This is a genomic window from Mesoflavibacter zeaxanthinifaciens subsp. sabulilitoris, assembly GCF_014191595.1.
GTDB lineage: Bacteria > Bacteroidota > Bacteroidia > Flavobacteriales > Flavobacteriaceae > Mesoflavibacter > Mesoflavibacter zeaxanthinifaciens.
In genome coordinates, this window is record NZ_JACHWV010000001.1 from 280,455 (window position 1) to 292,870 (window position 12,416).

At 30.8% G+C, this 12,416-nt stretch carries 11 protein-coding genes; 10 read left to right on the forward strand and 1 reads right to left on the reverse strand.

What is annotated here, in order from left to right; genetic code table 11:
* The first annotated feature begins 16 nt into the window (after positions 1–16).
* From tilS to FHS04_RS01350, 4 genes are all read left to right on the forward strand, one after another.
* Positions 17–1,333 (forward strand): tRNA lysidine(34) synthetase TilS, encoded by a 1,317-nt coding sequence (tilS, locus tag FHS04_RS01335; protein ID WP_106678090.1) that lies wholly within the window; start codon positions 17–19, stop codon positions 1,331–1,333.
* Positions 1,330–3,303 carry a protein-disulfide reductase DsbD family protein gene (locus FHS04_RS01340; protein ID WP_106678088.1) on the forward strand — a complete coding sequence of 658 codons (1,974 nt, stop codon included), beginning with the start codon at positions 1,330–1,332 and terminating at the stop codon, positions 3,301–3,303. The genes tilS and FHS04_RS01340 overlap by 4 nt, the downstream gene beginning before the upstream one ends.
* A 62-nt stretch (positions 3,304–3,365) precedes the next feature.
* Entirely contained in the window at positions 3,366–4,988 is a 1,623-nt protein-coding gene (ade, locus tag FHS04_RS01345) for an adenine deaminase (RefSeq protein ID WP_106678086.1), read from the forward strand.
* Positions 4,988–5,959, forward strand: a complete 972-nt coding sequence (locus tag FHS04_RS01350) for a YheT family hydrolase (RefSeq protein WP_106678084.1) — start codon at positions 4,988–4,990, stop codon at positions 5,957–5,959. Before ade ends, FHS04_RS01350 begins: the two co-directional genes overlap by 1 nt.
* Here the strand turns inward: FHS04_RS01350 and FHS04_RS01355 are convergent.
* Entirely contained in the window at positions 5,956–7,425 is a 1,470-nt protein-coding gene (locus tag FHS04_RS01355) for an SLC13 family permease (RefSeq protein WP_106678082.1), read from the reverse strand. The two genes, FHS04_RS01350 and FHS04_RS01355, sit on opposite strands and share 4 nt — an antisense overlap.
* 145 nt (positions 7,426–7,570) lie before the next feature.
* On the opposite strand from FHS04_RS01355, the gene FHS04_RS14310 reads away from it, so the two are divergent.
* From FHS04_RS14310 to FHS04_RS01380, 6 genes are all read left to right on the forward strand, one after another.
* Positions 7,571–7,696 carry a hypothetical protein gene (locus FHS04_RS14310; protein WP_260155736.1) on the forward strand — a complete coding sequence of 42 codons (126 nt, stop codon included), beginning with the start codon at positions 7,571–7,573 and terminating at the stop codon, positions 7,694–7,696.
* Between the two features lie 132 nt (positions 7,697–7,828).
* Positions 7,829–8,689, forward strand: coding sequence for a hypothetical protein (locus FHS04_RS01360; protein ID WP_106678080.1), 861 nt, complete (start codon positions 7,829–7,831; stop codon positions 8,687–8,689).
* A gap of 444 nt (positions 8,690–9,133) precedes the next feature.
* Positions 9,134–10,669: a YifB family Mg chelatase-like AAA ATPase gene (locus FHS04_RS01365; RefSeq protein WP_027878832.1), complete on the forward strand. Its 1,536-nt coding sequence runs from the start codon at positions 9,134–9,136 to the stop codon at positions 10,667–10,669.
* A gap of 76 nt (positions 10,670–10,745) precedes the next feature.
* Positions 10,746–11,105 (forward strand): hypothetical protein, encoded by a 360-nt coding sequence (locus FHS04_RS01370; protein ID WP_106678078.1) that lies wholly within the window; start codon positions 10,746–10,748, stop codon positions 11,103–11,105.
* A 3-nt stretch (positions 11,106–11,108) separates the two neighbouring features.
* On the forward strand, positions 11,109–11,840 hold the full coding sequence (locus FHS04_RS01375; RefSeq protein WP_027878834.1) for a hypothetical protein: 732 nt from the start codon (positions 11,109–11,111) through the stop codon (positions 11,838–11,840).
* Positions 11,841–11,947: 107 nt separating this feature from the next.
* Positions 11,948–12,412 (forward strand): hypothetical protein, encoded by a 465-nt coding sequence (locus FHS04_RS01380; protein ID WP_106678076.1) that lies wholly within the window; start codon positions 11,948–11,950, stop codon positions 12,410–12,412.
* Positions 12,413–12,416 lie beyond the last annotated feature (4 nt).

Sequence of the window (12,416 nt, forward strand, 5' to 3'; positions counted from 1 at the left end):
ATATTACTTTTATAGTATGCTAAAAGCTTTCAAAAATCACATAAAACAAAACCTTCCTTTTTTAAAAGAAAGTAAGCTGTTAATTGCTATTTCTGGCGGCGTAGATTCGGTGGTTTTAACGCATTTGTGTAAAGAGGCGAAGTTGGAATTTGCTTTGGCACATTGTAATTTCAATTTAAGAGGAAATGAAAGTGACGCCGATGAGAGTTTTGTTTTAGAGCTTGCAGAAGACTTAGATGTTGAAGTATTTATCCAAAATTTTGACACAGAAAGTTTTGCAAAAAACGAAAAATTATCCATACAATTAGCCGCAAGACAACTTCGCTACGATTGGTTTTTTGAACTATCCGAACAATTAAATTTTGATTACATTTTAACAGCGCATCACGCAGATGATAATTTAGAAACCTTTCTAATCAACTTGTCACGCGGTACAGGTTTAGAAGGTCTAAAAGGTATACCTGAAGTTAATGGAACTATCGTTAGACCGTTGTTATCATTTTCAAGAGAAGACATTGAAGATTATGCAAAAACAAACCATTTAAAATGGAGAGAAGATAGCAGTAATGCCTCTACAAAATACTTACGCAATAAGTTGCGTCATGATGTGATTCCTGTTTTAAAAGACATAAATCCAGATGTTTTAGCAAACTTTCAAAAGACATTGACGCATTTAAATGATAGTTCAGCTATCGTAGAAGGTGCTGCAGATTCCTTTTTAAATAAAGCAATTGTAACCATTGACGATAACCAAATTTCATATAAAATTTCAGAATTTGAAGCGTTAAATAATCCAAAAGCTTATTTATTTGAAATCTTTAAAGATTATGGTTTTACACAATGGAAAGACATTAAAAATTTACTAAAATCGCAAAGCGGAAAGTTGGTATTTTCTAAAACGCATCAGCTATTAAAGGATAGAGGTTATTTGATTTTAAGTGAAATTTCTTCAAAAGAAAACAATGAAACAGTTACAATTCTTGAAGATCAAAACGAAATAAAATTACCAAACGGAATTTTATGTATAGAGTCTGTTGAAGAAATAGGCGAAACAGATAAATCCACCATTTATATTGATAAAAAAACGTTAAAGTATCCTTTAACTGTAAGACATTGGGAAAAAGGCGACTATTTTTACCCATTAGGAATGCAAGGAAAAAAGAAATTAAGTAAGTTTTTTAAAGACGAAAAATTATCTTTGCTAGACAAACAAAAAACCTTGCTATTGTGTAGTGATCACCAAGTGGTTTGGGTGATAAATCACAGAGCAGATAATAGGTTTAAACTAACTAAACAAACCCAAGACATTTTAAAAATTAAATATCAAAAATGAAGCATTTATTAGCTTTTTTAATTGTACTGTTTTCAATTCAAACTGTTTTTTCTCAAATAGAACCTGTAAAATGGTCTACAGAAGTCGAAAAAATTAGTGATACAGAATATAATCTGATTTACAAAGCAGATATAGAAGATCATTGGCATTTATATTCTCAAACTTTACCGGAAGGAGGCGCAATTCCTACCGAGTTTATCTATAATGAAGATGCTTTAAAAAATGACTTCAAATTAGTTGGTAAAGCTATAGAAAGCGAGAGTATTACTAAGTTTGATAAAGTATTTCAAATGGATTTGACTTATTTTGATAACGCAGCAACTTTTACTCAAAAAATAAAGCTTAAAAATCCCAATATAACACAAATTGAAGCCGAAATTAGTTACCAAGCTTGTGATGATGCCAGATGTATTTTTGAAAGTGAAATCGTTACATTTAACTTACAAGAAGGAAAAGTAAGTCAAAAGACTTTTGATACGCCAAATCTAGATGCTGAAAATTTAGATAAATCAAGACAGTTAGATTTAAATATTACAAGTTGGAACAATTACAAACAAGAAGAAGTTAAAGAAAAAACCAACTTTGGTATTTTCATTCTTGGTTTTATTGGCGGTTTAATAGCATTATTAACACCTTGTGTGTTCCCAATGATTCCCTTAACGGTTTCATTCTTCACAAAAAGCGCAGAAAACAGTCAAAAAGGTATTGCAAATGCAATATTATACGGATTTTTCATCCTTTTAATTTATGTGCTTTTAAGTTTACCATTTCACTTTTTAGACTCTTTAGATCCAGAAATTTTAAATACTATTTCAACCAATGTATGGCTTAATATTATCTTCTTTTTAATCTTAGGCTTTTTTGCGTTTTCATTTTTTGGTTTTTACGAAATCACATTACCAGCGTCTTGGGGAAATAAAATGGACGAAAAATCATCAAGCATAGGTGGTTTTATAGGTATATTCTTTATGGCGTTAACCTTAGCAATTGTTTCGTTTTCTTGTACGGGACCAATTTTAGGTTCATTATTAGCAGGATCATTAACAAGTGATGGAGGCGCAATGCAATTAACTGCTGGTATGACAGGTTTTGGTTTAGCATTAGCATTACCGTTTACCTTATTTGCAATGTTCCCAAAATGGTTAAATGCATTACCAAAATCGGGTGGTTGGTTAAATAGCGTTAAAGTAGTTTTAGGATTTTTAGAACTAGCTATGGCGTTTAAATTTTTATCAAATGCAGATTTAGTGTCGCATTGGGGACTTTTAAAACGTGAAATTTTCTTAGCAATATGGGTGATTTTAGGTATTGGGTTGTTCCTTTATTTAATAGGGAAAATCAAATTTCCGCATGATAGTCCATTAAAAAAGTTAAGTTTTTTAAGGATTAGTACCGCTGTTTTAGTCATCTCATTTGTTATTTATATAGCACCAGGAATACTAAAAAATCCAACATGGGACTTAACAGCGTTAAGTGGTTTTCCGCCACCAATTTCATATAGTATTTATGAAAAAGATTCAGAATGCCCTTTAGGTTTAGATTGTTATAAAGATTTAGACGAGGGTATTGCTGCAGCCAAAGAAGCTAACAAACCAATAATGTTAGACTTTACAGGTTGGGCTTGCGTAAATTGTCGTAAAATGGAAGAACAAGTATGGAGTCAGAGTAAAATCTATAAAATACTTAAAGAAGAGTATATCATTATTTCATTATACGTAGATGATCGTAAAGAACTGCCAAAAGAAGAGCAATTTAAATACGTAAAACCTAACGGAAATTTAAAAAATATTAGAACGATAGGCGATAAATGGGCGACCTTACAAACGCTAAACTTTCAAAATAACTCACAACCATTTTATGTGTTGTTAAATCATAATATGGAATTGTTAAATCACACAACTGCGTACACACCAAACGCAGACGAGTATTTTGAATGGCTCCAAAAAGGCGTTGAAAACTTCAAGAAATAAAAAACTAATCCTGCAAATGCAGGATTTTTTTTAGTTTAATTTTGTGACATAAATAAATAAGAATGAAAACAATCCAAGGTCAAATAGTAGACATACAAAATAGAACAATTTTTAGCGGAAGTATCTTAGTAGAAAACGGAAAAATTAAAGCTATTAAAAAAGAAGAACATAATGTAAAACACTACATTTTACCTGGTTTTGTAGATGCACATATTCATATAGAAAGCTCCATGTTAGTACCAAGCGAGTTTGCCAAAATAGCCGTAAAACATGGTACGGTTGCAACTGTTAGTGATCCGCATGAAATCGCCAATGTGTTAGGCGTAAAAGGTGTCGAGTTTATGATTGAAAACGGTAAGCAAACACCATTTAAATTCAATTTTGGAGCACCAAGTTGTGTGCCTGCAACCACTTTTGAATCGGCTGGAGCTGTTATAAATTCTGATGATATAAAAACCTTAATGGCAAATCCAGACATTAAATATTTAGCCGAAATGATGAATTATCCTGGCGTTTTATTTGATGATTCTGAAGTTTTAAAAAAGATAGAATGGGCAAAACATTATAACAAACCTATTGATGGTCATGCGCCAGGTTTACGTGGTGAAGATTTAACCAAATACATTAATGCAGGAATAACAACCGATCACGAGTGTTTTACCTACGAAGAAGGCTTAGAGAAACTTCAAAAAGGAATGAAAGTCCTTATTCGTGAAGGTAGCGCAGCCAAAAACTTCGAAGCGCTTATAGATTTACTTCCAAAGCATTATCAAAACATCATGTTTTGCAGTGACGATAAACATCCAGACGATTTATTGTTGCATCATATAAATAAATTATGTGCCAGAGCAGTCGCAAAAGGTAACGATGTATTTAATGTCTTACAAGCAGCATGTATAAATCCTGTAAAGCATTATAATTTAGACGTTGGATTATTAAATGAAGGTGATACTGCAGATTTTATTGTAGTTGAAGATTTAAAAGCATTTAAAACATTACAAACCTATATTAATGGCGAATTAGTTTTTGATAACGGTACATCTTTAATGCCTCATATTAATTTTGAAAATCTTAATAATTTCAACACAGAGAAGAAGCAGGTTTCCGATTTTAAAGTTGAAAGTCAAGCAAAAAATATTAGAGTAATTGAAGCTTTAGATGGCGAGTTAGTGACTAACCAAATCTTAGCAGAAGCTACAATAGAAAACGGAAGTTTAGTCTCTAATACCCAAACAGATATTTTAAAAATGACGGTTGTTAATCGTTATAAAAATGACACGCCAGCAATAGCATTTATTAAAAATTTTGGATTAAAAGAAGGCGCTATCGCAAGTTCTGTTGGTCACGATTCTCATAATATTATTGCTGTTGGCGTAGATGATGAAGCGATTTGTAAAGCAGTAAACTTAATTATTGAAAATAAAGGCGGGATTTGCGCAGTCTCTAACACAAAACAAGATGTTGTACCTTTACCAGTTGCAGGAATTATGAGTGACCAAAATGCCGAAACTATTGGTAAAGCCTATGCCAAATTGGACCAAATGGCAAAAGATTTAGGCACCACTTTACACGCGCCATATATGACGTTATCGTTTATGGCATTGTTAGTTATACCAGCTTTAAAATTAAGTGATAAAGGCTTGTTTGATGGTAGTAAGTTTGAGTTTACAAGTTTAGAAGCCTAATGCCAATCCTAAACACAACATACAAACCCAATTTACTATTCCGTAATGGTCATATAGCTACGATTTATTCAGGATTGTGGCGTAGGGTAAAAGGCGTTAACCAAAAACGCGAGCGTATTGTTTTACCAGATCAAGATTTTTTAGATTTAGATTGGAGTTTTTCAACTAAAAAAACTAATCAATTACTAATCGTTTTACACGGTTTAGAAGGTAACGGAAATAGGCATTACGTACTTGGATCGGCTAAAATAGCTAACCAAAATAATATGCATGCTGTTTGTGTTAATTTTAGAGGCTGTAGTGGCGAAGTCAACAAAAGTTTTCAGTCGTATCATTCTGGTAAAACAGACGATTTATCTGAAGTTATTAAACACCTTACAACGCATTATCACTACGATACAATTTACTTAAACGGATTTAGTTTAGGCGGAAACGTTATTTTAAAATATTTAGGTGAAACTGAAGATATACCAAAGCAAATTAAAGCAGCAGTTGTAGTTTCGGTACCAGTTTATTTAAAAGGATCTTTACAGCGTTTGATGGCTTTAGATAATAAAATGTATTCCATTAAATTTTTAAGAGATTTAAAGCGAAAACTGAAAGAAAAACAAGTTTTATATCCAGAAAAAATTTCAAATTCCATAATAAAATCGGTAAAGACTTTAAAAGATTTTGACGATGCTTATACTTCAAAAGCACACGGTTTTAAAGATGCTTACGATTATTATGAGCAATCCAGTAGTCTTCAGTTTTTAAAACAAATTTCAGTACCAACGTTATTAATTAATGCGCTAAACGATTCGTTTTTATCAAAAGAATGTTATCCAATAGAAGAAGCCAAAAACAACCCAAACCTATTTTTAGAACTACCAAAATATGGTGGACACGTTGGGTTTCATTATAAAAACAATATTTATTATACTGAATCTAGAATGATTTCATTTTTAAATCAAATTTCTAATTCATTTTAATGTTTAAAAGCGTCAGGAAATCCTTCGATTGTAATATTCCAAAGCAATGGAAGGATAAAGTAAACAAACAAGGTTAATAAAATAATTGATACTAAATTCATCACAAAACCTTTTTTTACCATATCTGGTATACGTAAATAGCCAGATCCAAAAACTACAGCATTTGGTGGCGTTGCAACAGGTAGCATAAAAGCACAAGACGCCGCAACAGCAGCTCCAACCATTAATATAAATGGATGAATATCTATTGAAATAGCCATAGGAGCCAACACCGGTAATAGCATTGCGGTTGTTGCTAAATTAGATGTGATTTCGGTTAAAAAATTAACCGCAGCAATTAATAATAATAGTAAAATGATGGTTGTTACACCTGCAAAAGTGGTCATTTGTTCGCCAATCCATTTCGCTAAACCTGTAGTTTCAAAACCTTTTGCTAAAGCCATTCCACCACCAAACAATAAAATAATTCCCCAAGGAATTTTCACTGCATCATCCCAACTCAACAACTTAGTTCCTTGTTTTTTAGACGGTAACAAAAACAATACGATAGAAAAAGAAATAGCGATAATAGTATCATCTAACGCAGGTAAAATAGTTTTAAATAAAAACGAACGCGTAATCCAGAAAAAAGCGGTTAAACCAAAAATAAAAGCGACCAATTTTTCTTCGTAACTAATTTTGCCTAAAGCTTTTAATTGACGGTTAACTTCGGCTTTTCCTCCAGAAAATTCTTTCTTTTCAAATTTAAAAGCAACTTCGGTTAGGTATTTCCAACAGATAAATAATAATATAATTGAAATAGGAAACCCAAACATAAACCATTGTAAAAAAGTAATTTCGTAATTATAAATATCTGAAACTACTCCAGCTAACACTAAATTTGGTGGCGTACCAATTAATGTGGCAATTCCACCAATAGAAGCGCTGTAAGCAATCGCTAACATTAAGGCTTTTCCAAAGGTTAAGTTTTCGTCTTCTGGCGTATTTGGATTATCTTTTAATTGTAAAATGATAGCTACACCAATGGGAAGCATCATCACAGACGTTGCAGTATTACTAATCCACATAGATAAAAACGCGGTAGCTAGCATAAAACCAAGGATAATTCGTTTTAGATTAAACCCAATTATTTTAATGATATTTAAGGCAATACGTTTGTGAAGATTCCATTTTTCAATAGCAATCGCGATTATAAAACCGCCTAAATATAAAAACACAAATTTATGTCCAAAAGCACTTGTAGTATCACTTAAATTAAGTCCGCCAGACAATGGGAAAAGTGCAATTGGCAATAACGCAGTTACCGCAATTGGTATTGCTTCTGTAATCCACCAAATAGCAATCCAAGCTGTAGCAGCTAATACAGCACGACCTTCTGTAGATAAACCTTCAGGTTTAAAAAATAATAGTAGGAGTACAAAAACGATAGGTCCTAAAACCAATCCAAATTTTTGAGTGTTTTTCATTTACATTGAATTGAATAAAACGAAAGTACAGAATTTATTTTTTTAGAGTGAATGTGGTTTTCAATTTTTAAATAATTAAAAGTTGAATGATTTTTCATTAACCTTTTTTATATATTAGTTTTTGTTAATCAATAAATTAAAAATTATGACCGAAGAACAAGCAAATGATATGTTAGACTTTTTAGAGTCTATTAATTCACATCTTGAGCGAATTGCAGACCCAACTTATGATTCTAGTGATGTCTGTGATAGATTAGATACAGTTACTTAGTAGATTAAGTGATTTAGAAAGTGCTGTTGGAAATGTAGAAGATGCAATTGATAGAATGAGTTAATATTGCATAATAATTGTTATAATAAAGCCAAGAATAATCTCTTGGTTATATTTATTTAAACTAATAAAATGGAAAAAATCGATAAACCAACCGAACAAACGTTAAATAGAGTAGTAGAAAAGAACTTTGATTTAATAAAAAAATATATCTATTTATTAATTTTAATTCCTACAGTAATTGGTATTTTATGGCAATTTATGGGGTTAATAGGGGTAGGTGTTGAATACCTAAGGTTCTTCTCTTTTAAACAATTAATATCTGATGGGTTAACATTACTCATTCCTTTATTACTTATTATTTTATTAGCGTTAGCAGTTTTACTTCCTTTTGCTGAATATGTTAACAATATACTTCTTATTGCTAAAAATAAAATTGAGTCATTAGAAACAAAAAAAATAAACATACTTAATGGGTTAATTCTTATAATTATTCTTTTGATGATTTATTATTGTTTTTACATTATTAAAACTTTTGTTAATATCAATGACCCATTAACATATTTAATAGTTTTCTTATCAGTTTTTTATTTACCTTTTTTTTATTTCAGTGGACAAATAATAAAGTTTATTGAAGATAATTTTATTGAGTTTAATTTAAGATATTTCGATTATTTAAAACAACCATTTTATGCAACCAAAGTCATTTCACTTTATTGTTTTTTCTATTTTGTTATAAAAGGTGTTTTTTGGTTAAACGTTTACTCATTTCCTGATAATTTAATAAATATTGAACATCTAAATTCAAGAATTGCAAATGAATATGGAATAGATAAAAATAAATATGAAATTTCATATATGAATGATAACTACATTTTTATTGAAGCTGTTTTACTTGATGATATACAAATTAAGAAGCTGAGAGATAATGACGAAAAAATACCAAAAAAGGTCATTATGTATAAATTTGAGGAATTATTTAAGATTAATTAAAAGTAATATAATAGAGAATAAAAAAAGTTAACTAAAAAGACTAGCCGTTAAGCTAGTCTTTATTTAAAGGTTGAACAATCGATAAATTATAAATGATTCTAAATTTTATAAATCATTATCGTCTTTAAAAAATTTCTCATAAACAATGAAAACAAGTTCAATAGCAGTTTTTGAGAAACTCAAAATGAATATCATCCATTTCATAATACAAAAATTTAAAGATTATTGTAGGTAACAAGAATGGGGTATTAAAGTGTCAACTCATAATTTTAGAATTTAAAGGGTTGATAAGAACTTGTTTAACTTGAATTTAATCCAAATCATTTATTTTAAAAAATAAAAATGTTTAAGTGTTCAATAAAATCTACAAAGTGTTTAAAAATTAACCTTCGAATGGCTTTTCATTCAAAATTTATATAAATTGAAACGCTAAATCAACTAATTATGCTCAAAAAAGTATTTGGAAGTGCCGTTTTTGGTGTCGAAGCAACAACTGTAACCGTAGAAGTTAATGTAGATACCGGTATAGGTTATCATCTTGTTGGACTGCCCGACAATGCTATAAAAGAAAGTAATTATCGTATTGCAGCTGCGTTACAAAATAACGGTTATAAAATCCCTGGAAAGAAGATTATCATTAATATGTCTCCAGCAGATTTACGTAAAGAAGGCTCTGCTTATGATTTGACGTTAGCTATTGGGATTTTAGCAGCATCTAAACAAATTAAAGCCGAAGATTTAGACCGTTATTTAATTATGGGCGAGTTGTCTTTAGACGGAAATTTACAACCTATAAAAGGTGCGTTGCCTATTGCAATTAAGGCTAGGGAAGAAGGTTACAAAGGATTTATTTTACCTATGCAAAATGCAAAGGAAGCAGCAATAGTAAACGATTTAGAGGTTTTTGGTGTAGAAAATATTAAAGAAGTAATTAACTTTTTTGATAAAGGTGAAGCATTGCAACAAGTTAAAATTGATACCAGAAAAGAATTTGAAAAAAATCTAGACTTCCCAGAGTTTGATTTTGCAGACGTTAAAGGACAAGAAAGTATTAAACGTTGCATGGAAATTGCTGCAGCTGGCGGACATAACATTATTTTAATTGGTCCACCAGGTGCTGGAAAAACTATGTTAGCCAAGCGTTTGCCTAGCATTTTGCCACCAATGACTTTACACGAAGCTTTAGAAACCACAAAAATACACAGTGTCGTTGGTCGTGTAAAAGACACAGGATTAATGTCGCAAAGACCATTTAGAAGTCCGCATCATACGATATCAAATGTCGCCTTAGTTGGTGGTGGAAGTTATCCGCAACCAGGAGAAATTTCTTTAAGTCATAATGGTGTGTTGTTTTTAGACGAGTTGCCAGAATTTAAAAGAGAAGTTTTAGAAGTAATGCGTCAACCTTTGGAGGATAGAGAAGTAACCATTTCTCGAGCAAAATTTACTGTGACTTATCCATCATCGTTTATGTTGGTAGCAAGTATGAATCCAAGTCCTGGCGGATATTTTAACGATCCTGATGCGCCTGTTACTTCAAGTCCAGCTGAAATGCAACGGTATTTAAGCAAAATTTCTGGTCCGTTGTTGGATAGGATAGATATTCATATTGAAGTAACTCCAGTACCTTTTGAAAAACTATCTGATGATCAAATAGCAGAGAGTTCTGTAGATATTAGAAAGCGAGTGACTAAAGCTAGAGAAATTCAGACAAAACGTTTCAAAGATTTTGAGAATGTACATTACAATGCGCAGATGTCTACCAAACAAATACGTAAATATTGTAAGTTGGACGATGCTTCACTTCAGCTTTTAAAAACAGCAATGGAGCGATTAAATCTTTCGGCTAGAGCTTATGACAGAATTTTAAAAGTAGCCAGAACTATTGCCGATTTAGAGCAAAGCGAAACCGTTTTGGGTAATCATATAAGTGAAGCAATTCAATATAGAAGTTTAGATCGTGATGGTTGGTTGGGGTAGTTGATTTATAATATTAACAAAATTTTTCCTACTTTTATGAAGTAAATGAGTTCTTAATCAAACTAAATTTAACCAAATGCCAAAACCACAAGGAATAATCTCTGCTCAAGAAGCACAGACATTAAACGACAACTGGACAAACTTAAGAGCAAAAGCTAATGAAGCAGCTGCAGGACAACCAGACAATAGATCATCTTGGTACTCTTTAGATGATATACAAAACTTTTTAGACTATATAAAAGAAAATAACGATAATGTTAATGGCGTACGTTTTTATTTAGGAGTAGAAACTACTAAAGAAGACCCAAAAGGAATGACGACTATTTTTATGGTTCCTACAGAAGAAAAGGATGGTAAAAACATTGATATTGAAGGTGCAGAAGTTATGGATAGAGGCTTAAGAGGCGATCCGCCACCTGCTAATTATCCTCAATAATTAATGGATTCTTTTATATATTTTATAAAATCAAATTACGATTTACTTTTTAAAAGTGCAGAAGTTTTAGCAGCTATTATTGGTATATTTTTGTTTAAAAAATATAAAAATGATAATGCTGCTAGGCTTTTTATATATTTTTTAATTTACGTTAATATAGTTGAAACAGTAGGAGCTTATCCACATGTTTTAAGAGGTTATCCTGATGATAATTGGGTTAACTTAGCCTTAAAAAACACCGTTTTTTATCAAAATACTTGGTGGTATACCTTAATGTGGGATATAGGCGTATCTATATTTTTATCTTTTTATTTTTTTAAAATATTAAAAACAAATTTCTTCAAAAAAGTTGTCAAGTACTTTAGTGTAATTTTAATATTATATCAAATTATACTATTTATTTACAAGTTTGACCTATTAATTAACAGTAGTATTTTAAATATTACAATGCTTCATATGATTTTGGTAGTCGTATTAACTTCACTTTATTTTATAGAGTTAATTAATAGCGATTCAATTATTAAATTTTATAAATCATTACCCTTTTATGTAGCAACTGCAACCTTAATATTTACAATAATACAGACACCAATCTATTTTTTTGAAAGCTACTATAATACAAATGATGAAAGTTTTATAGCACTACAAAGAACGATTAACGTATTTTCTATTATACTAATGTATTTTACTTTTGGTTATGGTCTTATTAAATCAGAGCCAGATACAACTACTTAAAATAATTAAGTAGTAAACTAATAAGCATTAAATTGCTGTAATGATTATACTAAATTTTTTTTATTACATTTAACCACATATTAGCTATTAATTAAAACTAACCAAAAATGAAAAATTTATTTAGCCTAATTATAGGATTAATTATCGGAGCTTTTGTTTCTTATTATTTTTTCTGTCCTTCTGGATTAACCACAGCTCCACCAACTAGCGTTGTACCAAAAGGAATCATATCTCCAAGTCAAGCCCAAGATTTAAGTGATAATTGGACTACTTATAGAAAAGCAGTAAACGACTCTGTAGCTTATAAAGGAGAAGAAAACCGATCGTCTTGGTATTCTATAGAAGATATGGAGTATTATGTTAATTATGCTCAAGATTCTTTAAACGCTAACGGGATACGTTTATATTTAGGAGTTAACACAACTTTTGGTGATGGAGGTTTAACAACTATATTTATGGTACCAACTCAAGAAGGAGATACAAGATCTTCTCCTCCTAAAGATATCTCAAATGCAGATGCTTTAGATATGGGACACAACGGAATTCCTCCAGGACACGGTTACCCAAATTAAGAGC

Bases quoted from the DNA above. Each gene is read 5' to 3' on its own strand.
- FHS04_RS01365 (WP_027878832.1), top strand. From the start codon at position 9,134: ATGCTCAAAAAAGTATTTGGAAGTGCCGTTTTTGGTGTCGAAGCAACA.
- ade (WP_106678086.1), top strand. From the start codon at position 3,366: ATGAAAACAATCCAAGGTCAAATAGTAGACATACAAAATAGAACAATT.
- FHS04_RS01350 (WP_106678084.1), top strand. From the start codon at position 4,988: ATGCCAATCCTAAACACAACATACAAACCCAATTTACTATTCCGTAAT.
- FHS04_RS01380 (WP_106678076.1), top strand. From the start codon at position 11,948: ATGAAAAATTTATTTAGCCTAATTATAGGATTAATTATCGGAGCTTTT.
- FHS04_RS01375 (WP_027878834.1), top strand. From the start codon at position 11,109: ATGGATTCTTTTATATATTTTATAAAATCAAATTACGATTTACTTTTT.
- tilS (WP_106678090.1), top strand. From the start codon at position 17: ATGCTAAAAGCTTTCAAAAATCACATAAAACAAAACCTTCCTTTTTTA.
- FHS04_RS01355 (WP_106678082.1), bottom strand. From the start codon at position 7,425: ATGAAAAACACTCAAAAATTTGGATTGGTTTTAGGACCTATCGTTTTT.
- FHS04_RS01360 (WP_106678080.1), top strand. From the start codon at position 7,829: ATGGAAAAAATCGATAAACCAACCGAACAAACGTTAAATAGAGTAGTA.
- FHS04_RS01370 (WP_106678078.1), top strand. From the start codon at position 10,746: ATGCCAAAACCACAAGGAATAATCTCTGCTCAAGAAGCACAGACATTA.
- FHS04_RS01340 (WP_106678088.1), top strand. From the start codon at position 1,330: ATGAAGCATTTATTAGCTTTTTTAATTGTACTGTTTTCAATTCAAACT.
- FHS04_RS14310 (WP_260155736.1), top strand. From the start codon at position 7,571: ATGACCGAAGAACAAGCAAATGATATGTTAGACTTTTTAGAGTCTATT.